The sequence below is a fragment of the Kibdelosporangium phytohabitans genome, from assembly GCF_001302585.1.
Taxonomy (GTDB): domain Bacteria; phylum Actinomycetota; class Actinomycetes; order Mycobacteriales; family Pseudonocardiaceae; genus Kibdelosporangium; species Kibdelosporangium phytohabitans.
This window is the reverse complement of the sequence record NZ_CP012752.1, coordinates 11,082,632-11,102,886: the sequence shown is the minus strand read 5'-3', so window position 1 is coordinate 11,102,886 and position 20,255 is coordinate 11,082,632. Positions and strand designations below refer to the sequence as shown.

At 67.0% G+C, this 20,255-nt stretch carries 29 protein-coding genes; 25 read left to right on the top strand and 4 right to left on the bottom strand.

The window, feature by feature from the left end; translation table 11 throughout:
• Window positions 1-6 precede the first annotated feature (6 nt).
• From rplN to rplO, 10 genes are all read left to right on the top strand, one after another.
• Window positions 7-375 (top strand): 50S ribosomal protein L14, encoded by a 369-nt coding sequence (gene rplN / locus AOZ06_RS49725; RefSeq protein WP_054295762.1) that lies wholly within the window; start codon window positions 7-9, stop codon window positions 373-375.
• A 2-nt stretch (window positions 376-377) separates the two neighbouring features.
• On the top strand, window positions 378-695 hold the full coding sequence (rplX, locus tag AOZ06_RS49720; RefSeq protein ID WP_033384250.1) for a 50S ribosomal protein L24: 318 nt from the start codon (window positions 378-380) through the stop codon (window positions 693-695).
• Between the two features lie 2 nt (window positions 696-697).
• Window positions 698-1,261 carry a 50S ribosomal protein L5 gene (gene rplE, locus AOZ06_RS49715; RefSeq protein ID WP_054295761.1) on the top strand — a complete coding sequence of 188 codons (564 nt, stop codon included), beginning with the start codon at window positions 698-700 and terminating at the stop codon, window positions 1,259-1,261.
• A gap of 3 nt (window positions 1,262-1,264) precedes the next feature.
• Window positions 1,265-1,450 carry a type Z 30S ribosomal protein S14 gene (locus AOZ06_RS49710; protein WP_042182737.1) on the top strand — a complete coding sequence of 62 codons (186 nt, stop codon included), beginning with the start codon at window positions 1,265-1,267 and terminating at the stop codon, window positions 1,448-1,450.
• Window positions 1,451-1,535: 85 nt separating this feature from the next.
• The gene (gene rpsH / locus AOZ06_RS49705; RefSeq protein ID WP_054295760.1) at window positions 1,536-1,934 is read left to right on the top strand and encodes a 30S ribosomal protein S8; all 399 of its coding nucleotides are present in this window, start codon (window positions 1,536-1,538) and stop codon (window positions 1,932-1,934) included.
• A gap of 15 nt (window positions 1,935-1,949) precedes the next feature.
• Window positions 1,950-2,489, top strand: coding sequence for a 50S ribosomal protein L6 (gene rplF / locus AOZ06_RS49700; protein ID WP_054295759.1), 540 nt, complete (start codon window positions 1,950-1,952; stop codon window positions 2,487-2,489).
• Window position 2,490: 1 nt separating this feature from the next.
• Window positions 2,491-2,892 (top strand): 50S ribosomal protein L18, encoded by a 402-nt coding sequence (gene rplR, locus AOZ06_RS49695; RefSeq protein ID WP_054295758.1) that lies wholly within the window; start codon window positions 2,491-2,493, stop codon window positions 2,890-2,892.
• A 40-nt stretch (window positions 2,893-2,932) separates the two neighbouring features.
• Complete coding sequence (rpsE, locus tag AOZ06_RS49690; protein ID WP_054295757.1) at window positions 2,933-3,577, top strand: 30S ribosomal protein S5; 645 nt, start codon at window positions 2,933-2,935, stop codon at window positions 3,575-3,577.
• A gap of 1 nt (window position 3,578) precedes the next feature.
• On the top strand, window positions 3,579-3,764 hold the full coding sequence (gene rpmD / locus AOZ06_RS49685) for a 50S ribosomal protein L30 (RefSeq protein ID WP_054297492.1): 186 nt from the start codon (window positions 3,579-3,581) through the stop codon (window positions 3,762-3,764).
• Entirely contained in the window at window positions 3,761-4,207 is a 447-nt protein-coding gene (gene rplO, locus AOZ06_RS49680) for a 50S ribosomal protein L15 (RefSeq protein WP_157233674.1), read from the top strand. The genes rpmD and rplO overlap by 4 nt, the downstream gene beginning before the upstream one ends.
• A gap of 69 nt (window positions 4,208-4,276) precedes the next feature.
• Here the strand turns inward: rplO and AOZ06_RS49675 are convergent, their stop codons facing one another.
• A complete protein-coding gene (locus AOZ06_RS49675) occupies window positions 4,277-4,855 on the bottom strand; it encodes a TetR/AcrR family transcriptional regulator (RefSeq protein ID WP_054295755.1) in 579 nt (192 codons plus the stop codon).
• A 93-nt stretch (window positions 4,856-4,948) separates the two neighbouring features.
• Between AOZ06_RS49675 and AOZ06_RS49670 the strand changes: the two genes are divergently transcribed.
• The 6 genes from AOZ06_RS49670 (at window position 4,949) to map (ending at window position 10,622) form a co-directional block, all read left to right on the top strand.
• Window positions 4,949-6,403, top strand: coding sequence for a carotenoid oxygenase family protein (locus AOZ06_RS49670; protein WP_054295754.1), 1,455 nt, complete (start codon window positions 4,949-4,951; stop codon window positions 6,401-6,403).
• A 35-nt stretch (window positions 6,404-6,438) separates the two neighbouring features.
• Window positions 6,439-7,170 carry a hypothetical protein gene (locus AOZ06_RS49665; RefSeq protein ID WP_054295753.1) on the top strand — a complete coding sequence of 244 codons (732 nt, stop codon included), beginning with the start codon at window positions 6,439-6,441 and terminating at the stop codon, window positions 7,168-7,170.
• Window positions 7,171-7,217: 47 nt separating this feature from the next.
• The gene (gene idi, locus AOZ06_RS49660; RefSeq protein ID WP_054295752.1) at window positions 7,218-7,775 is read left to right on the top strand and encodes an isopentenyl-diphosphate Delta-isomerase; all 558 of its coding nucleotides are present in this window, start codon (window positions 7,218-7,220) and stop codon (window positions 7,773-7,775) included.
• 167 nt (window positions 7,776-7,942) lie between these two features.
• Window positions 7,943-9,262 (top strand): preprotein translocase subunit SecY, encoded by a 1,320-nt coding sequence (gene secY / locus AOZ06_RS49655; protein WP_054295751.1) that lies wholly within the window; start codon window positions 7,943-7,945, stop codon window positions 9,260-9,262.
• Complete coding sequence (locus tag AOZ06_RS49650) at window positions 9,259-9,807, top strand: adenylate kinase (protein ID WP_054295750.1); 549 nt, start codon at window positions 9,259-9,261, stop codon at window positions 9,805-9,807. The genes secY and AOZ06_RS49650 overlap by 4 nt, the downstream gene beginning before the upstream one ends.
• A gap of 41 nt (window positions 9,808-9,848) precedes the next feature.
• The gene (gene map / locus AOZ06_RS49645) at window positions 9,849-10,622 is read left to right on the top strand and encodes a type I methionyl aminopeptidase (RefSeq protein WP_054297491.1); all 774 of its coding nucleotides are present in this window, start codon (window positions 9,849-9,851) and stop codon (window positions 10,620-10,622) included.
• Here map and AOZ06_RS49640 read toward each other — a convergent pair.
• On the bottom strand, window positions 10,619-11,725 hold the full coding sequence (locus tag AOZ06_RS49640) for a barstar family protein (RefSeq protein WP_157233673.1): 1,107 nt from the start codon (window positions 11,723-11,725) through the stop codon (window positions 10,619-10,621). The genes map and AOZ06_RS49640 overlap by 4 nt on opposite strands.
• Window positions 11,726-11,810: 85 nt before the next feature.
• Between AOZ06_RS49640 and AOZ06_RS55630 the strand changes: the two genes are divergently transcribed.
• The 9 genes from AOZ06_RS55630 (at window position 11,811) to truA (ending at window position 17,212) form a co-directional block, all read left to right on the top strand.
• The gene (locus AOZ06_RS55630; protein WP_169799090.1) at window positions 11,811-12,233 is read left to right on the top strand and encodes a DUF1707 SHOCT-like domain-containing protein; all 423 of its coding nucleotides are present in this window, start codon (window positions 11,811-11,813) and stop codon (window positions 12,231-12,233) included.
• 163 nt (window positions 12,234-12,396) lie between these two features.
• A complete protein-coding gene (gene infA, locus AOZ06_RS49630; protein ID WP_033384191.1) occupies window positions 12,397-12,618 on the top strand; it encodes a translation initiation factor IF-1 in 222 nt (73 codons plus the stop codon).
• A gap of 35 nt (window positions 12,619-12,653) precedes the next feature.
• Window positions 12,654-12,767 carry a 50S ribosomal protein L36 gene (rpmJ, locus tag AOZ06_RS49625; protein WP_010148647.1) on the top strand — a complete coding sequence of 38 codons (114 nt, stop codon included), beginning with the start codon at window positions 12,654-12,656 and terminating at the stop codon, window positions 12,765-12,767.
• A gap of 145 nt (window positions 12,768-12,912) precedes the next feature.
• Window positions 12,913-13,293: a 30S ribosomal protein S13 gene (gene rpsM / locus AOZ06_RS49620; RefSeq protein ID WP_054295747.1), complete on the top strand. Its 381-nt coding sequence runs from the start codon at window positions 12,913-12,915 to the stop codon at window positions 13,291-13,293.
• 203 nt (window positions 13,294-13,496) lie between these two features.
• Window positions 13,497-13,901: a 30S ribosomal protein S11 gene (gene rpsK / locus AOZ06_RS49615; protein WP_033384187.1), complete on the top strand. Its 405-nt coding sequence runs from the start codon at window positions 13,497-13,499 to the stop codon at window positions 13,899-13,901.
• Window positions 13,902-13,924: 23 nt separating this feature from the next.
• A complete protein-coding gene (rpsD, locus tag AOZ06_RS49610) occupies window positions 13,925-14,530 on the top strand; it encodes a 30S ribosomal protein S4 (RefSeq protein WP_054295746.1) in 606 nt (201 codons plus the stop codon).
• Window positions 14,531-14,618: 88 nt separating this feature from the next.
• Window positions 14,619-15,680 carry a DNA-directed RNA polymerase subunit alpha gene (locus AOZ06_RS49605; protein WP_054295745.1) on the top strand — a complete coding sequence of 354 codons (1,062 nt, stop codon included), beginning with the start codon at window positions 14,619-14,621 and terminating at the stop codon, window positions 15,678-15,680.
• Window positions 15,681-15,725: 45 nt separating this feature from the next.
• A complete protein-coding gene (gene rplQ, locus AOZ06_RS49600) occupies window positions 15,726-16,382 on the top strand; it encodes a 50S ribosomal protein L17 (protein WP_054295744.1) in 657 nt (218 codons plus the stop codon).
• A 50-nt stretch (window positions 16,383-16,432) separates the two neighbouring features.
• The gene (gene truA, locus AOZ06_RS49595) at window positions 16,433-17,212 is read left to right on the top strand and encodes a tRNA pseudouridine(38-40) synthase TruA (RefSeq protein ID WP_225954488.1); all 780 of its coding nucleotides are present in this window, start codon (window positions 16,433-16,435) and stop codon (window positions 17,210-17,212) included.
• A 46-nt stretch (window positions 17,213-17,258) separates the two neighbouring features.
• Here truA and AOZ06_RS49590 read toward each other — a convergent pair whose 3' ends face one another.
• Window positions 17,259-18,437, bottom strand: coding sequence for a S8 family peptidase (locus AOZ06_RS49590; protein ID WP_054295742.1), 1,179 nt, complete (start codon window positions 18,435-18,437; stop codon window positions 17,259-17,261).
• A gap of 213 nt (window positions 18,438-18,650) precedes the next feature.
• Window positions 18,651-20,195 (bottom strand): S8 family peptidase, encoded by a 1,545-nt coding sequence (locus tag AOZ06_RS49585; protein ID WP_054297490.1) that lies wholly within the window; start codon window positions 20,193-20,195, stop codon window positions 18,651-18,653.
• Between the last annotated feature and the right edge of the window lie 60 nt (window positions 20,196-20,255).

Genomic DNA, 20,255 nt, shown 5'->3' with positions numbered 1-20,255 from the left:
GAGACAGTGATCCAGCAGGAGTCGCGGCTGCGCGTCGCCGACAACACCGGTGCCAAGGAGATCCTTTGCATCCGTGTTCTCGGCGGTTCGGGTCGGCGTTACGCGGGTATCGGCGACATCATCGTCGCCACCGTGAAGGACGCCATCCCGGGAGCCGGTGTGAAGAAGGGTGACGTCGTCAAGGCGGTCATCGTGCGCACCGTCAAGGAGCGCCGCCGCCCGGACGGTTCGTACATCCGGTTCGACGAGAACGCCGCGGTGCTCATCAAGAACGACACCGAGCCGCGTGGTACCCGCATCTTCGGCCCGGTCGGGCGTGAGCTGCGGGACAAGAAGTTCATGAAGATCATTTCGCTGGCGCCGGAGGTGCTCTGACCATGAAGGTGAAGAAAGGCGACACGGTCGTCGTCATCGCCGGCAAGGACAAGGGTGCCAAGGGCAAGGTCATCCAGGCCTACCCGAAGGACAACAAGGTCCTGGTCGAGGGCGTCAACCGGATCAAGAAGCACACCAAGATCACTCAGACCCAGCGCGGTGCGCAGTCCGGTGGGATCGTGACCCAGGAGGCCCCGATCCACGTCTCCAACGTCATGGTCGTCGCCGACGGCAAGGCCGTCCGCGTCGGGTACGAGACCAATGACGAGGGCCGCAAGGTTCGCGTGGCCCGCGGCAAGGGCAACGGGAAGGAGATCTGATCATGACTACCACTGAGAAGACCATCCCGCGGCTCAAGGCCCGCTACCGCAGCGAGATCGCTCCGGCACTGCACAAGGACTTCTCCTACGAGAACGTCATGCAGATCCCGGGCGTCGTGAAGATCGTCGTGAACATGGGTGTCGGTGACGCCGCCCGCGACGGCAAGCTGATCGAGGGCGCGGTCCGCGACCTGGCCACCATCACCGGCCAGCGTCCGGAGGTCCGCAAGGCCCGCAAGTCCATCGCGCAGTTCAAGCTGCGCGAGGGCATGCCGATCGGCGCGCGCTGCACGCTGCGCGGCGACCGGATGTGGGAGTTCCTCGACCGGTTGCTGACCATCGCCCTCCCGCGTATCCGTGACTTCCGTGGCTTGTCGCCCAAGCAGTTTGACGGCAACGGCAACTACACGTTCGGTCTCAACGAGCAGTCGATGTTCCACGAGATCGACCCAGACTCGATCGACCGTCCGCGCGGTATGGACATCACGATCGTCACCACCGCCGTCAACGACGATGAAGGCCGGGCGCTGCTCAAGCACCTGGGCTTCCCGTTCCGGGAGAACTGATCCATGGCCAAGAAGGCACTGGTCCACAAGGCCGCGCAGAAGCCGAAGTTCAAGGTCCGCGGTTACACCCGCTGCCAGCGTTGCGGTCGCCCGCACTCCGTGTTCCGCAAGTTCGGCCTGTGCCGGATCTGCCTGCGGGAGATGGCGCACCGCGGTGAACTGCCCGGCGTGCGCAAGTCCAGCTGGTAAAGGCGAACCCGCCTCTACCTCCCATTTCGCCGTAGGCCTCGCGCCGAGCGCGGGGAACCCCGGCGAGAAAGGTTGACAGGTCACCATGACGATGACCGACCCGATCGCAGACTTCTTGACGCGTCTGCGCAACGCCAACTCGGCGTACCACGATGAGGTCGTACTGCCGCACTCGAAGATCAAGGCGAACATCGCCGAGATCCTCAAGCGCGAGGGCTACATCGCCAGCTACCGCGCCGAGCAGGGCGAGAAGTGCAAGAACCTGGTCGTTGAGCTGAAGTACGGCCCGAACCGTGAGCGCAGCATCGCTGGTCTGCGCCGCATCTCCAAGCCGGGTCTGCGGGTTTACGCCAAGTCGACCGGCTTGCCGAAGGTGCTCGGCGGACTGGGCGTGGCGATCATTTCCACGTCGACCGGCCTGGTGACCGATCGACAGGCCAACAAGCAGGGTGTAGGCGGAGAAGTTCTCGCCTACGTCTGGTAGGGGAGGAGAGCAGGCATGTCCCGTATCGGAAAGCTGCCGATCACCGTCCCCGCCGGGGTCGATGTGAAGATCGACGGCCAGACGGTCAACGTCAAGGGGCCCAAGGGCACTCTGACGCACACCATTGTCGAGCCGATCAGCCTCGAGCGCGCCGAGGACGGCACGCTGCAGGTCAAGCGGCCCAACGACGAGCGCCAGAACCGTGCGCTGCACGGCCTGACGCGGACGCTCGTGAACAACCTCGTGGTCGGCGTGACCACCGGGTACGAGAAGAAGCTCGAGATCCACGGCGTCGGTTACCGTGTCGCGCTCAAGGGCACCGAACTTGAGTTCCAGCTCGGTTACAGCCACTCGATCAAGGTGCCTGCCCCGGAGGGCATCACCTTCACGGTCGAGAACCCGACGCGGTTCTCGGTCAGCGGGATCGACAAGCAGCTCGTCGGTGAGGTCTCGGCCAACATCCGCAAGCTGCGCAAGCCCGACCCGTACAAGGGCAAGGGCGTCCGCTACGCGGGCGAGAAGATCCGCCGCAAGGTCGGAAAGACGGGTAAGTGACATGAGCGAAGCAACCACTACGAAGCGCAAGCCGGTGGGCAAGGACATCTCCACCCGCCGTCGCGTTGCCCGCACGCGTCGTCACTTCCGGCTCCGCAAGAAGATCAGCGGTACGCCGGCCCGTCCGCGTCTGGTCGTCAACCGGTCCTCGCGGCACATCACCGTGCAGCTGATCGACGACCTGGCCGGCCACACCATCGCCGGTGCGACCTCTTTCGAGGCCGACGTGGTCGCGGTGCAGGGCGACAAGAAGGCCAAGGCCGCCAAGGTCGGTCAGCTGATCGCGGCTCGCGCCAAGGACAAGGGCGTCGACAAGGTCGTGTTCGACCGGGGTGGCTACGACTACCACGGCCGGATCGCGGCGCTCGCCGACGCGGCCCGTGAAGCGGGGCTGGAGTTCTGATGACCCAGACCCGAGCAATCGAGAACGGAAGGAACGCCTGATGCCGGGACGTACACGGCAGGGTGGCGGCTTCGGCGGTCAGCAGGGCGGTCAGGGCGGCAACGACCGCGGCGACCGCCGTGACCGCAGGGGCGGCCGCGACGGTGGCCGTGGCGGAGCGGCCCAGGAGAAGACCCCGCACCTCGAGCGCGTGGTCGCGATCAACCGCGTCGCCAAGGTCGTGAAGGGTGGTCGTCGCTTCAGCTTCACCGCCCTGGTGGTCGTCGGTGACGGCGACGGTCAGGTCGGCGTCGGCTACGGCAAGGCCAAGGAGGTGCCCGCCGCGATCGCGAAGGGCGTGGAGGAAGCCAAGAAGAACTTCTTCCGCGTTCCCCGCATCGCAGGCACCATCCCGCACCCCATCCAGGGTGAGGACGCGGCCGGTGTCGTGCTCCTGCGTCCGGCGAGTGCCGGTACCGGTGTCATCGCCGGTGGCCCGGTGCGTGCCGTGCTGGAGTGCGCGGGTGTCCACGACGTGCTGTCGAAGTCGCTGGGTAGCGACAACGCCATCAACATCGTGCACGCGACCGTCGCCGCGCTGAAGGGCCTGCAGCGTCCGGAGGAGGTGGCCGCCCGTCGCGGTCTGCCGCTCGAGGACGTCGCCCCCGCCGCCATGCTGCGTGCCCGCGCTCAGGCTGGAGCGTGACATGGCAAAGCTGCAGATCACCCAGGTAAAGAGCAAGATCGGCACCAAGCACAACCACCGCGAGTCGCTGCGCACCCTCGGGCTGCGCAAGATCCGCCAGAGCGTGGTGCGTGACGACACCCCCCAGGTCCGCGGCCTGATCCACACGGTCCGCCACCTGGTGGTCGTCGAGGAGGTCAACGACTGATGGCCATCAAACTCCATCACCTGCGCCCGGCGCCCGGTGCCAAGTCCGACAAGGTCCGCGTCGGCCGTGGTGAGGGCTCCAAGGGCAAGACCGCTGGTCGCGGTACGAAGGGCACCAAGGCGCGCAAGAACGTGCCCGCGCGCTTCGAAGGTGGGCAGATGCCCATCCACATGCGGCTGCCGAAGCTCAAGGGCTTCAAGAACCGCTTCCGCGTGGAGTACCAGATCGTCAACGTCGGCGACCTGGCCACGCTGTTCCCCGAGGGCGGCAAGGTCGGCATCATCGACCTGGTCCAGAAGGGCGCGGTCCGCAAGGGCCAGCTCGTCAAGGTCCTCGGCGACGGCGACATCGCCGGTGTGAAGCTGGACGTGACCGTCCACGGCTTCTCCGGCAGCGCCATCGAGAAGATCACCAGCGCTGGTGGCACCATCACCAAGCTGTGATGGCAACCAAGCTCTGAGCTGTACCGCGAAAGGCCCGCCAGGCACGACCTGGCGGGCCTTTTCGCGTGCTCACGGGGAAGCGGGCGGCCGTCGGATGCCGTGCAGCAGCAGTTCGGTGATCTGGTCGTGGCCGGTCAGCGTGGTGCGCGGGGCGAGGTTGAAGCTGATCAGCATCCGGACGCACCATTCGGCGATCTGCGCGGCCGTGCCCCGCAGGCGGTCCGGGTCGACGCCGTTGGCGATCGCGGCTTCGGCGGTGGGCCGGATGAGTTCCAGCGCGGTCGGCGAGTCGCCGTGCTGGACGATCAGGTCGAGCAGCTGTTCGGGCTCGTCGGCGAGGATCCGGCTGACCACCGGGTGGTTGCTGAAGTAGTCCAGTACGAACGGCACGGTCCGTTCGAGCAGGTCGTTCTCGTCGTTGGCGGTGTCGGCGATCTGCGCGTAGGCGGCTGAGAACTTGCCGACCTCCACCCGGAAGACCGCGGCGATCAGGTCGGGTTTGGTGGCGAACGCGCGATAGGCCGTGGTGGCCGAGACCCCCGCACGGGCGGCGACGTCGCGGATCGACGTCTTGCGCACGCCGTAGGTGGCGAAGCAGTCCAGCGCGGCTTCGAGCAGGCGATCGCTAGCCCGCGTGGGGGAATCCATGCGCTCATCCTTCCAGACGCGGTTCGATGGAACTAAAGTGCATTTTTGTTCCATCGATTCAGCAATGGCACTCGCCCGAAGGACTGATCGACCATGGACAACCACTACCTCACCGGCAACCTCGGCCCGACCCGGCACGAACACACCGCCACCGACCTGCGGGTTTCGGGGAAAATCCCGGATTTCCTCGACGGCCGATACGTCCGCAACGGCCCCAACCCGGCGGCGGACCTGGATCCCGAGCTCTACCACTGGTTCATGGGCGACGGCATGCTCCACGGCGTGCGCCTGCGCGACGGGCGCGCGGAGTGGTACCGCAACCGCTGGGTCCGGACACCTCGCCTGCGGTCCGTGCTGGGCGAACCGGCAGCGCGCAAACGCGGTCGTCGCGCCGTCGCGGAGTTCCTCGGCGCCAACACCAGCGTGATCGGCCACGCCGGCCGCACCCTCGCCCTGGTCGAAGGCGGGCCCTCGGTCGTCGAACTCACCGACGAACTCGACACCGTCGGCCCGTGCGACTTCGACGGCACACTGCCGGGCGGGTACACGGCACACCCGATCCGGGACCCGGAAACCGGCGACCTGCACGCCGTGTCGTACTCCATCGGCCGCGGCAACACCGTGCAGTACTCCGTCATCGGGGCTGACGGCCGGGCGAAGCGCACGGTGGACATCGAGGTCACCGGCAGCCCGATGATGCACGCGTTCTCGCTGACCCGGAACCACGTCGTGCTCTACGACCTCCCGGTCGTCTTCGACGCCGCCGAAGCCGTGGAGATCGCCGTGCCACGACCGCTCAGGCTGCCCGTGCGGCTGGTGCTCTCCGCGATCGTCGGCCGGGTCCGGGTGCCGCACCCGATCCTCACCAGGCTGGACCGCACCCTGCGTCCCAACGCGCGCATGCCCTACCGCTGGGATCCCGAATACCCGGCGCGGATCGGGGTCATGCCGCGTGACGGCGACCAGGTCCGCTGGCTGGAAGTGGATGCCTGCTACGTCTACCACCCGGTCAACGCCTACGAAGACGGCGACACCATCGTGCTCGACATCGTCCGGATGCCGAAGACCATGGACGTCAACCGCAACGGCCCGATCGAGCACGGCGGCGAACCCGAACTGCATCGCTGGACCGTGGACCTCGCGGCGGGCAAGGTCCGCGAGGAGTGCCTCGACGACCGCAGCCAGGAGTTCCCCCGCGTCGACGAACGACTCGCCGGCCGCCGCCACCGGTACGGCTACCTGGTCGGCGGCACCACGCCCGACCGGCCGATCGAGGCTCTCATCAAGCACGACTTCGCCGGCAACGGCAGCGTCACCCGTGAGTTCGGGCCAGGACACGGACTCGGCGAGTTCTGCTTCATCCCCGCGCACGACACTGCCGCCGAGGACGATGGCGTACTGGTCGGCTACGTCCACGTGCAGGCGGAGGACCGCAGTGACCTGGCGATTCTCGACGCGGGCACGCTGGAGACCGTGGCATCGGTGCACCTGCCGTACCGGGTGCCGATGGGTTTCCACGGCAACTGGCTGCCATCCCACCAGTCGTGATCCGGTCGTGTCGTCGACCTGTCACCCTCTGTCCCATGTGGCAACTACAGCGCCTCGTCGGCGCCCTGCTCGGATTGGTCTCGGCGATCCTGTTGCTCGTCTCGCCGTTCCTGTCGCTGTTCATCGGCACGTTGAACGCCAGGGCGGCGGAGTTCACCATGACCATCGACGGGTGGGGCTTCGACAGCGATGCGCCACAACAGTTCGGTGCCGTTGCGGTCAACGCGTACGGCCTGATCTTCTCCGCTGTGTTGCTGTTCGCCGCCGCCATCATCAGCGTCAACGGAGCGCGCAGGGGTGCCACGCCAAGCAACCGTCGTATGGCCGCTGTGTTCGCGGCTGTCGCCGCAGCGTTCACGCTCGGTGTGGCTGTCACAGTGTTGCCGCAGCTAACCAACTGGATCGACACGTTCCGGCCCGTCGGCCTCGCGTCGGCGAGGGTCAACACGTCCATCGGCATGGGCTTCTGGCTGATGGCGATCGGGACCGTGCTCGCGCTGGCCGCGGCGGTGATCGCCGCGCTGCCCACCCGCGACCGGGAACCGGTCACGCCCGCTTACGGCATCCCCATCCCGGTGGGCCACCAGGGGCAGCCGATGCAGTCCGCTCAGTTCGCCGCCGAGCCGGCCCAGCCCGTGTACAGCCAGGCCCAGCCGGCGCCCGAACCAGCCCAGCCCGGTCCGCGCCAGGACGCCGGCACGGCGCAGGCCGAGCCGTCCACCGAACCGGAGAAGCCGGTCAACCCCGAGGGCCAGTCGGACAAGTGACCACGAGAACTGCTCACGGCGGAAATGGAGCAGATACTGTCGGTCACATGGAGCAGGTCGTCTTACTTGACGAGTCAGGGCGGGCCATCGGCACCGCGGACAAGGCAACGGTGCACCACGAGCGGACACCGCTGCACTTGGCGTTCTCCTCGTACGTCTTCGACGAACGCAACCGCTTCCTGCTGACCCGCAGAGCGCTGAGCAAGAAGACGTGGCCGGGGGTCTGGACCAACTCGTGCTGCGGGCACCCCGCGCCCGGCGAGGCGATCGGCGACGCGGTCGTCCGCAGACTCGGCACCGAGCTGGGTCTCGATGTGACGACGATCGATCTCGTCCTGCCGGAGTTCCGCTACCGGGTGGCCATGCCCGACGGCATCGTGGAGAACGAGATGTGTCCCGTGTACCGGGTCACCGTTGCCGGCGACCCCACCCCCGACCCCAGTGAGGTCGAGGACTTCGAGTGGGTCGAGTGGCCACCCGCGCGCGAGCTTTCCCCGTGGGCTGAACTGCAGTTGCCTCAGCTCAAGGCCCTCGGCGACGACCCCCGGCGCTGGCCCGTCGGCGACCCGGGTGATCTTCCGCCGGCAGCGAACGGATCCATCTGATCTATGCGCCGGACGGGGGGTGCGGAGCCCCTATGTGAGGCTGTTAGAGTCGTGGACACGCTTCGGGACAAATGCGCCCCGAAGCGTTCCTGGCTTGTGTTCCCGCCGGTGCAATTCACCGGCCCATCGTTCGCCGGCGAAACGCCGGTGACGCGAGGAGGTCTTGCGTGCTAGGCGCCTTCCGCTCGGCTCTCGCGACGCCGGATCTGCGAAAGAAGATCCTGTTCGTACTCGGGATCATCGTGGTGTACCGGGTGGGCGCCCTGCTGCCTTCACCAGGTGTGTCCTACCCGAACGTGCAGAAATGCATCGCGTCGGTGGAACAGGACGGCATCTACTCGCTGCTGAACCTGTTCAGCGGCGGCGCTTTGCTCCAGCTGTCCGTTTTCGCGCTCGGCATCATGCCGTACATCACGGCGAGCATCATCATCCAGTTGCTCACCGTGGTCATCCCGCGCTTCGAACAGCTGAAGAAGGAAGGCCAGGCCGGTCAGGGCAAGCTGACCCAGTACACCCGGTACCTGACGATCGCGCTCGCGGTCCTGCAGGCCACCGGCATCGTGGCCCTGGCCGACCGGCAGCAGCTGTTCGGCGACTGCCGTGACGCCAACGGCGCGCAGGTCGACATCATCCCCGGTGACGGCATCTGGACGCTGATCATCATCGTCATCACGATGACCGCGGGTACCGCCGTCATCATGTGGCTGGGTGAGCTGATCACCGAGCGCGGCATCGGCAACGGCATGTCGCTGCTGATGTTCGTCAACATCGCCGCGCGGATCCCGTTCGAGGGCAAGATCATCTGGGACAAGGGCCCGATCACCTTCACCGTGATCTGCCTGTTCGGTCTCGCCATCATCGCCAGCGTCGTGTTCATGGAGCAGGGCCAGCGCCGGATCCCCGTCCAGTACGCGAAGCGCATGATCGGCCGCCGGATGTACGGCGGAACCTCGACCTACCTGCCGCTGAAGGTCAACCAGGCCGGTGTCATCCCGGTGATCTTCGCGTCCTCGCTGCTCTACCTGCCCGACCTGATCTCGCGACTGATCGGCGGCTCGCAGGACTCCGGCTGGCAGCGCTGGATCCAGCAGAACCTCGTGCAGCAGAACAGCTGGGTGCACATCCTCGTGTACTTCACGCTGATCATCTTCTTCACGTACTTCTACATCACGATCACGTTCAACGTGAACGAACGCGCTGAGGAGATGCGGAAGTTCGGTGGCTTCATCCCCGGCATCCGCCCCGGCCGTCCCACCTCGGAATACCTGAGTTACGTGCTGAGCCGCATCACCCTGCCCGGCTCGATCTACCTTGGCATCATCGCGATCCTCCCGAACTTCTTCCTGTCGGTGACGGGATCGGGGAACAACCAGAACTTCCCGTTCGGTGGTACCGCGGTACTGATCATGGTCGGCGTCGGCCTCGACACCGTGAAGCAGATCGAGAGCCAGCTGATGCAACGTAACTACGAAGGGTTCCTCAGGTGACACGACTCGTTCTGGTCGGCCCGCCTGGCGCGGGCAAGGGCACGCAGGCCGGGACGCTCAGCGACAAGCTCGGCGTGCCGCACATCTCGACCGGTGACCTGTTCCGTGCCCACATCGGGAACAAGACCGAGCTCGGCCTCAGCGTCCAGTCGATCCTCGATGAGGGCAAGCTCGTGCCCGACGAGGTCACGAACCAGATGGTCCGTGAGCGGCTGGCCGAGGCCGACGCGCGGGACGGCTTCATCCTCGACGGCTTCCCGCGCAACATCGCGCAGGCCGAGGTGCTCGGCGCGATACTGGCCGAGTCGGGGCAGAAGCTGGACGCCGTCGTCGAGTTCCAGATCGACGAGGACGTGGTGGTCGCCCGGCTGCTGGGCCGGGGCCGCACGGACGACAACGAGGAAGTCATCCGGCACCGCCAGCACATCTACCGGTCCGAGACCGAGCCGCTGTTGAACTTCTACCGCGACATCGTGGTGACGGTCGACGCCGTCGGCGAGGTCGGCGAGGTAACCAACCGCGTGCTCAACGCGCTGGACAAGTGAGCCGGGGTGGTCTGCTCGGCATGCTGCGCGGGCGCCGGTCGATGATCGAGGTCAAGACGCGCGGCGAGCTCGAGGCGATGCGCGCCGCGGGCATCGTCGTGGCCCGCACGCTGGACCTGCTCACCAAGGCCGTGCAGCCGGGCGTGAGCACGGGCGAGCTGGACGAGCTGGCTGAGCAGACGATCAGGGACGCCGGGGCGGTGCCCTCCTTCAAGGGCTACCACGACTACCCGGCGTCGATCTGCGCATCGGTGAACGAGCAGGTCGTGCACGGCATCCCGGCGAAGTCGCAGGTGCTGGCCGAAGGCGACCTGATCTCGATCGACTGCGGCGCGATCCTCGAAGGCTGGCACGGCGACGCGGCGGTGACCGTGGCCGCGGGCCAGATCCGCCCGGAGGACCAGCTGCTGTCGGACGCGACCCGCACGTCCCTGTACGCGGGCGTGGAAGCGCTCGTCGTCGGCGCGCGGCTCTCGGACGTCTCGCACGCGATCGAGCAGTCGATCCTGCGCTCGGCGGAAGAAGACGGCATCAAGTACGGCATCATCCGCGACTACGGCGGCCACGGCATCGGTACGGAGATGCACATGGAGCCGTACCTGTCGAACTACGGCAAGCCCGGCAAGGGCCCGCGCCTGGTGGCGGGGATGGCGATCGCCGTCGAGCCGATGCTGACTCTCGCCGACCACGACACCGACGAGCTCGAAGACGGCTGGACAGTGGTGACTGTCGACGGCTCCCGTGCCGCGCACTGGGAGCACAGCATCGCGATCACCGACGACGGCCCCTGGATCCTGACCGCCCCCGAGGACTAGTCCAGCTCGAGGGCCGCGTACTCGCGGACCATGTCCACAATGGTCTCGAACGGGTCGGTTCGCAGGAGTTCACGCTCGGCTGCCAGCCGCAACTGTGTCCTGGCGATGGCGGAGTCGTGCCAGACCAGGGTGAATGGCCGCGTCGCGCCGAACTGACCGCTCTTGAGGCAGTCCGCCAGCGCGTCCATGTTCCAGCCGAAGTACCCACCCGGGCCGTTGACCGCCTCGCCGATCGCGCAGTAGAAGCCAGTCATTGTCGTGGCGAACCGGCCGTCGATGTGGAAGGTCTGCCCGGGGGAGTCGCCGGGTTGGGTGCGTGGCCGTGAAAGCGCGGCGGCCAGCCAGGCCCAGCGACCTCCGGCGTCATAGCCCGCCCACATGTTCTTGCTCCGCGGGCCACCGGTGCGCCACATGTCCCAAATGGACCGTGCCACTCGCGGCGGCGGGTCGCTCACCCCGTTCGCGACAAGGAGGTCGACCAGTCCGTCACCCGATTTCGACGGTTGCGCCGACAGGACGTCGAGCTGTGTGTACCAATTCGGGTGAAACTGATTTCCCTGCTGGTCAAGGAAAACGACCTGCGCTCGACCGATGGCCACCGGCGTGCCCTTCTCCAGCTTGCGCAGCAGCTTGTTGTGCGGTTCCACGCCGTACAGGGTCATGGGCCCGGACCGTTCCGGAAGCCGCTGGACGAACAGGCCGTCGACGCTTCGGCACGTGCCCATCGAGCCGCCCACTTCCTCCCACAGGCGGAACTCGGACACGTCCGGCGGCCGGTCGGACGGCAGGTGGAACTCGTGCAGCCGTGCCTCGACCGCCACATCGGCCAACCCATCGGCCCGGCCGAGCACGGTCGCGTCCCGCAGCGGGCACCCGTTCCCCGGCTCGTCACCGAAGTCGATGTAGATGTCCCCGAGCCGCACAGGCACCGGTGAGTCGAGCGCGTCCCGCAGCACCCCCTCCGGCTCACACCCGGCCAGGGTGATCCGCACCAGCTCCGGCTCGGGCGGGTCGACGAACAGGCCGTGGATGTCCAGGCACAGGCCCACCGTCTCGTCCTCGTCGGATTCGTCGTCGAGCAGGATGTATCTGAAGGGGCGCACGTCGCCGAAGGGTAGGGCCAGCCCCACCAGAAGCGTAGGGATTACGCCATCCACCTGCGAGTCCTCGGCGGGAACGATGAACAGGGTGACCGACGACTTCGCCCCTGACCTGATCCGCGTGACCGACCTGGACCGCAAGGCCACCGAGGCGCGGCTGCGGCTCGCGCACACCGACGGCAGCCTGACCCTGGACGAGCTGGACGAACGTCTGGCGAACCTCTGGTTGACCAGGACCCGACGGGACCTGACCGATCTGGTGCGCGACCTGCCCGCGCCCCAGCCCCCGCCGCCTCCACCCGCGCCGCCGAAGCCCGACGGCGCACTGATGGCGATGCGGGTGCTGACCGTGATCTGGCTGGCGGTCAGCGCCGTCAACCTGGTCATCTGGCTGATCGTGTCGGTGACCAGCTTCGAACTCGCCTACCCGTGGTTCATCTGGCCGCTGGTGCCGCCGGGGGCCGTCCTCGGCGTGCTGTGGTGGTCCGGGGTGGGACGTACCCGCAGCTAGGACCCCCGATTTGGGGCCCGTCGCCCGGGTGCGTACACTGGTTTGGTGGCGCGCTCGTAGCGCCGGTCTCGTTGTGCGGTTTTTTCCTTGAGATGAACCCTCGCGTGTCCGGTAGAAGCGTGCCCGCGTACGAAGTAAGTCACCGTCACGAAACGCGGAGGACATGGGCAAGAAGGACGGGGCCATCGAAGTCGAGGGTCGCGTGGTCGAACCCCTTCCCAACGCGATGTTTCGCGTTGAGCTGGAGAACGGGCACAAGGTTCTCGCGCACATCAGTGGCAAGATGCGGCAGCACTACATCCGTATCCTGCCTGAGGACCGGGTCGTCGTGGAGCTTTCGCCGTATGACCTGACCCGTGGGCGCATCGTCTACCGCTACAAGTAGTGACCTTTACCAGGCTTGAACAGGAGAGCTGAGGCGTGAAGGTCCAGCCGAGCGTCAAGAAGATCTGCGACAAGTGCAAGGTGATCCGCCGGCACGGTCGCGTCATGGTGATCTGCGAGAACTTGCGTCACAAGCAGCGCCAGGGCTGACAACACAAGAGGACCTCCCATGACCTGCCGGATCACACGGATCCGGCGTACCCCCGGACTTCAGGCCGGGGCCCGGGCTCACCGAGTCAACCCGGGGCGGTCAGGGAGCAGACCTGGAGAAATTCACTAAGGAGAAAGCGCCGAAATGGCACGACTCATGGGTGTCGACCTCCCCCGCGACAAGCGGTTGGAGATCGCGCTTACCTACATCTTTGGCATCGGGCGTACCCGCTCCAAGGAGCTGCTGAACGCGACCGAGTTGTCTCCCGACCTGCGCGTGAAGGACCTGTCCGACGAGGACGTCCTGAAGCTCAGGGACTACATCGAGGAGCACTTCAAGGTCGAGGGTGACCTCCGCCGCGAGGTCCAGGCCGACATTCGCCGGAAGATGGAGATCGGCTGCTACGAGGGCCTTCGCTGGCGCCGTGGTCTGCCGGTCCGCGGTCAGCGGACCAAGACCAACGCGCGTACCCGCAAGGGCCCGAAGAAGACGGTCGCCGGCAAGAAGAAGGCCGGAAAGAAGTGAGCCAGTACTGCGGTCGGACGCTCAAGCTCGTCACGCAGTCGCGGCGTGGCCGGTCCGCCATGCGGGCCACCCTCGTCGCCCCGCAGAACGCGCGCCCGGACGCGCTGCGGGACCTGTACCTCGACGCCGGTTCTCGCATCCGGCGCGGGTCTGTCGCTCCTTCCGCACCCACTCGCGCTTCGAAGTAGGAGAAACCCGAAGAAATGCCACCCAAGTCTCGTACTGGCGCCGTCAAGAAGGTGCGGCGCAAGGAAAAGAAGAACATCTCCCACGGACATGCTCACATCAAGAGCACGTTCAACAACACGATCGTCTCGATCACCGACCCGCAGGGCAACGTGATCAGCTGGGCCTCCAGCGGTCACGTCGGCTTCAAGGGCTCGCGCAAGTCGACGCCGTTCGCCGCCCAGATGGCCGCGGAGAACGCCGCCCGCAAGGCTGCCGAGCACGGCATGAAGAAGGTCGACGTGTTCGTCAAGGGCCCGGGCTCCGGTCGGGAGACCGCGATCCGTTCGCTGCAGGCAGCCGGCCTCGAGGTCGGCACGATCCAGGACGTGACCCCGCAGCCCCACAACGGCTGCCGCCCGCCCAAGCGGCGCCGGGTCTGAGGCACGGGGAGGAGTAAGAACAAATGGCTCGTTATACGGGACCTGCCACGCGTAAGTCGCGTCGGCTCAAGGTTGACCTCGTCGGTGGCGACAAGGCGTTCGAGCGTCGCCCCTACCCGCCCGGCCAGCACGGCCGCGGCCGGGTCAAGGAGAGCGAGTACCTGCTCCAGCTGCAGGAGAAGCAGAAGGCGCGCTTCACCTACGGCGTGCTCGAGCGTCAGTTCCGCAAGTACTACGACGAGGCCGTCCGCCAGCAGGGCAAGACCGGTGAGGTCCTGCTCCAGCTGCTGGAGTCGCGTTTGGACAACGTGGTGTACCGCGCGGGTCTCGCGCGCACCCGCCGCCAGGCGCGCCAGCTGGTCAGCCACGGTCACTTCATCGTCAACGGCGTGAAGGTGAACGTGCCCAGCTACCAGGTCACCAAGTTCGACATCATCGACGTGAAGCCGAAGTCGATCCCGACGCTGCCGTTCGAGGTCGCCAAGGCGACCATGGGCGACCGTCCGATCCCGGCGTGGCTGCAGGTCGTTCCGTCGAACCTGCGGATCCTGGTGCACCAGCGGCCGGAGCGGGCGCAGATCGACGTGCCCGTCCAGGAACAGCTGATCGTCGAGTTCTACTCGAAGTAAGACTTGATCAGCCCCGGCGTTCCGATAGCGCCGGGGCTCCATTTCCAGGCATCAAATAGCGGGTGCCTCAGGGAAGGAAACGAAGAAAGTGCTTATCTCACAGCGTCCCAGTCTCGCCGAAGAGCCCGTCAGCGAGACCAGGTCCCGGTTCGTCATCGAGCCGCTGGAGCCTGGTTTCGGTTACACGCTCGGCAACTCGCTGCGCCGCACCCTGCTGTCCTCGATCCCGGGGGCGGCGGTCACCAGCATCCGCATCGACGGCGTGCTGCACGAGTTCACCACCGTCCCGGGGGTGAAGGAAGACGTCACCGACATCATCCTGAACCTCAAGGAGCTCGTCGTCTCGTCCGAGGAGGACGAGCCGGTCACCATGTACCTGCGCAAGCAGGGCCCCGGTGAGGTCACCGCAGGGGACATCGTGCCGCCGGCCGGTGTCACCGTGCACAACCCCGATCTGCACATCGCCACGCTGAACGGCAAGGGCAAGCTGGAGATCGAGCTGGTCGTCGAGCGGGGCCGCGGTTACGTGCCCGCGGTGCAGAACAAGCAGGCCGGTGCCGAGATCGGCCGGATCCCGGTGGACTCGATCTACTCGCCGGTGCTGAAGGTGACCTACAAGGTCGAGGCGACGCGTGTCGAGCAGCGCACGGACTTCGACAAGCTGATCCTGGACGTGGAGTCGAAGCCGTCGATCACCCCCCGCGACGCGGTGGCGTCGGCTGGCAAGACCCTGGTCGAGCTGTTCGGCCTGGCGCGTGAGCTGAACGTCGATGCCGAGGGCATCGAGATCGGCCCGTCGCCCGCGGAGGCGGACACCATCGCCGCCTACGCGATGCCGATCGAGGACCTCGACCTGACGGTCCGGTCGTACAACTGCCTCAAGCGCGAGGGCATCCACACCGTGGGTGAACTGGTTTCGCGCAGCGAGGCGGACCTGCTGGACATCCGCAACTTCGGTGCGAAGTCGATCGACGAGGTCAAGATGAAGCTCGTCAGCCTCGGCCTCGCGCTCAAGGACAGCCCTCCCGGGTTCGACCCGACCGCCGCGGCGTCGGACTACCCCGCCGAGAGCGCTTGGGCGACCGCGGACACCAGCGTCGACACCAGCCACGACGACGGCCAGGACTACGCCGAGACGGAGCAGCTCTGAGTCCCTTGTGGACGCTCAAGAGCGGACATATCTAGGAGCTAGGAAATGCCAACCCCCACGAAGGGGCGCCGCCTCGGCGGGTCTCCGGCGCACGAACGGATGTTGCTGGCCAACCTGGCCACCTCGCTGTTCACGCACGGCCGGATCACCACCACGGAGGCCAAGGCCAAGCGGTTGCGTCCGTTGGCCGAGCGCCTGATCACCAAGGCGAAGTACGCGCACCAGGCCAACGAGGAGTACGTCAAGGCGACTCCCGAGGCCGAGCGCAAGGACAAGTACAGCGAGTCCGGCTTCAAGGTCAGCCCGGCCGCACTGCACCACCGTCGTGAGATCACCAAGGTGATCCGCAACAAGGATGTCGTGCACCGCCTGCTGGCCGAGATCGGCCCGTTCTTCAGCGACCGCGACGGCGGCTACACCCGCATCGTCAAGACGCTGCCGCGCAAGGGCGACAACGCCAAGATGGCGATCATCGAGCTGGTCAACGAGAAGACCGTGACCAGCGAGGCGGAGAAGGCCCGCGGCACCAAGTTCGCCAAGAAGGCCGACGAGCCCAAGGCGGAGACCAAGGTGGAGGACCAGGACGCCGAGGCGCCCGAGTCCGCGACCAAGGACGCCGCTGACGAGCCCGCCGAGGGCGCCGAGGCCAAGGCCGAGGAGACCCCGGCCGAGGAGAAGTCAGAGAAGAAGGACGAGTCCTGACGGATCAGCTCGACCAGGAGCCCGTCGCCCCCGCTGGGGACGGCGGGCTCCTGCGCATACGCCTGGACATCGCCTACGACGGAACGGACTTCTCCGGCTGGGCTCGTCAGCCCGAGCGCCGGACCGTCTGCGGGGTCCTCGAGGACACGCTCGCGCGGATTCTGCGGCTGCCCGAGGTCCGTTTGACTGTGGCCGGGCGGACGGACGCGGGCGTGCACGCGACCGGACAGGTGGCCCATGTGGACCTTCCGGTCGTGCCGGAGGCGTACCGCCTCAACCGCGCACTGCCCGGTGACGTCAGGATCCTGGGCGTGTCGACGGTGTCCGCGGATTTCGACGCCCGTTTCGCCGCGCTGCGCAGGCATTACACCTACCGCGTGTCGGACGCCGTGGTGGCTCCCTTGCAGCGCAACCACATCGTGGCGTGGCCACGGCCGCTGGACATCGGCCTGATCGACGCGGCCGCTCGGACCTTGCTGGGAACACACGACTTCGTGGCCTTCTGCAAGCGCCGCGAAGGTGCCACGACGATCCGCGAGTTGCAGCGCCTCGACTGGCGCGGGGACGGCGAGGTGCTGATCGCCGAGGTGTCCGCGGACGCCTTCTGCCACTCCATGGTCCGCAGCCTGGTCGGTGCGCTGCTGGCTGTCGGAGAAGGAAAACGCCCGCTCGACTGGCCGGCGAAGCTGCTCACCGCCGAGGCCCGCTCCAGCGAGGTCACGGTGGCACCGGCGCACGGCCTGATCCTGACCAAAGTGGACTACCCGGCCGACGCGGACCTCGCCGCGCGAGCGGCCGAAACCAGAAACGTCCGCACATTGACCTCGTGAGTGTTTTGGCCGGTTAGAACCGGCCAAAACACTCACGAGGGTGGTTCTACTGCTGGACGAACAGCAGGCGGTTCGGGGAGCCCGAGCCGGGGTTGGTGACGACGTTCGGCGTCGCCTGGGAGTTGAGCGTGCTCTGCACGGTCGCCGGGGTGGCCGAGGTGTTGGCGGACAGGTACAGCGCCGCGACACCGGCCACGTGCGGGGTGGCCATCGAGGTGCCGCTGATGTTGTTCGTGGCGGTGTCGTTGGTGTTCCACGCCGACACGATGCTCTGGCCAGGAGCGAAGATGTCCGTGCACGTGCCGTAGTTCGAGAACGACGCGCGGGCGTCGTTGCTCGACGTCGCGTTCACAGTGATTGCCTCGGTCACGCGGGCGGGCGATGAGCTGCACGCGTTGGTGTTCGAGTTACCCGAGGCGATCGCGTACGTGACGCCTGCCTGGATCGACTTGCGCACGGCGTTGTCGATCGCGGTGCTGGCGCCGCCGCCGAGGCTCATGTTCGCCACAGCCGGCTTCTTGTGGTTCGTGGTGACCCAGTCGACGCCCGCGACGACCTGCGCGGTCGTGCCGGAGCCCTGGCAGTTCAGCACACGCACCGCGAACAGCTGGACGCCCTTGGCCACACCGTGGGCGGTGCCGCCGACGGTTCCGGCGACGTGCGTGCCGTGGCCGTGGCAGTCGTTGGCCGTGCCACCGGAGGTGATGGCGTCGAAGCCGGTCTTCGCACGGCCGCCGAAGTCCCTGTGGGTCAGGCGGATGCCGGTGTCGATGATGTACGCGTTCACATTGGACGCCGTGTTCGGGTACGTGTACTTGCTGTCGACCGGCCGGTTGCGCTGGTCGATCCGGTCAAGGCCCCACGACGGCGGGTTGTTCTGCGTGTCGCTGATCCGCATGACCTGGTCGGCCTGCACGTATTCCACCGCTGGGTCGGCGGCGAGACGGCGGGCCTGCTGTGCGGTCATGTCCGCGGCGAAACCGTTCAGCGCCGCTTTGTAGGTGAACTTCACGGCGCCGCCGTACTTCGCGGTCAGCGATGCCGCGTTCTCCGGCGTGTTCTTCAGCGCGACGATGTAGGAGTTCGGCACCACGTCGGCCGCGTTCGCCTCGAGAATCGCGCCTTCCGGCGCCGCGTTCGCGGGCGTCGCGAGCCCGATTGTCGCGGCGAACAAGACGGCGATTCCGGCTGGTCCCGTCATTCGGGCAGCCTTCGATACTCGCATCCTCTGGTCTCCTTCTAGCAGGGCGCGAACGCTGCTGCAGGGGCGGCGTTCGCGAGTGGAAGGAACAAACTCCACATTTGTCCGCAACCAGGGCATTACGCAAGATGAGGACGTAACTTCGCTGGGTCACCTATCCCCAGAAGTCTTTTTTGGGAATGAATTGGCCCGTCCGGCGCAGCGGGCGCTGCCCCGGACGGGCCAGTTCTGTGACGATCAGACGGTCAACGTCCACTTGTTGATGGTGCCGACGTCGGCCCGCGCGGTGTCCTGCACACGCAGGTTCCACGTCCCGTTCGCGTCTTCAGCGGACAGGTTCACCGCGTACGTCTCGACCACGTTGTCGGCGCTGTCACCGGAACTGGCCGGTTTCAGGCTGCGGACCGCGCCGCTGGGCGAGACCAGGTCGATCTTCAGGTCGCCGCGGTAGGTGTGGGTGATGTCCACGGCCACCTTCCCGGCCGTGGCGCCCTTCTTGCCCGCGCACTCCGAGATGGCGATCGGGCTGTTCACCGTGCTCAGGTCCGGGATCGCCACGTCGGTGTCGTTGGTCTTGGTGGTGCAGGTGACGGGCGGCGGCTCGGTCCCGCCGGACCCGGTGAACAGCAGCTTGTTCGGCGAGCCGGTGCCCGGGCTGGTGATCTTGCCGTCGCTGGCGGCGTTCACCAGCGCGTCGCGGACCTGCTGCGGGCTGGCCGACGGGTTGTCGGCCAGGTACAGCGCGGCGCCGCCCGCGACGTGCGGCGCGGCCATCGAGGTGCCGCTGATGTTGTTGGTGGCGGTGTCGTTGGTGTTCCAGGACGACACGATGTTCTGGCCAGGAGCGAAGATGTCGGTGCAGGTGCCGTAGTTCGAGAAGGACGCCCGCCCGTCGGTGTTCGTCGAGGCGTTCACCGTGATCCCCTCGGGCACGCGCGCCGGGGAGTAGTTGCAAGCGTTTGCGTTCGAGTTGCCGGACGCGATGGCGTACGTGACACCGGACGCGATCGACTTCTGCACGGCCGCGTCCAGCGTGGCGTCGGCGCCGCCGCCGAGGCTCATGTTGGCGACAGCGGGCTTGACGGCGTTCGCGGTGACCCAGTCGATGCCCGCGACGACCTGAGCGGTCGTGCCGGAGCCGTTGCAGTCGAGCACGCGGACGGCGAACAGGTTCACGGCCTTGGCGACGCCGTACTCCTTGCCGCCGACGGTTCCGGCGACGTGCGTGCCGTGGCCGTGGCAGTCGTTGGCGTTGCCGCCGGAGGTGATCGCGTCGAAGCCCGGCTTGGCCCGGCCGCCGAACGTCTGGTGCGTGACGCGGATGCCGGTGTCGATGATGTACGCGCTCACGTTGGACGCGCTTGTGGAGTACGTGTACGAGTTGTCCAGCGGCAGGTTGCGCTGGTCGATCCGGTCGATCCCCCACGACGGCGGGTTCGGCTGGGTGTCGGTGATCCGGAGTGTCCGGTTGGCCTGGACGTACTGCACGGCCGGGTCGGCCGCCAGTTTGCGTGCCTGCGCCTCGGTCATCGTCGCGGCGAAGCCGTTGAGCGCGGACTTGTAGGTGTGCGTGACGCTGGCGCCGTACTTCTGGCCGAGCGTGGTGGTCTGGTCGGCGTTCTTCAGCACGACCACAAAGGAATCCTTGACCACGCCGTCGGCGTCCAGGCCGAGGATCGGCCCTTGCGCGGCCGACGCCGGTGCGGCCAGTCCGACCGTCGCGGCGGCGACCGCGGCGATCCCGGCGATACCCGTTATCCGGGCAGCCCGAATTACACCCATCCTGAGTTCTCCTTCGTGCAGGGCGTGCACGGCCCCGGTGCCCTCGCGGCCGTGCACGAT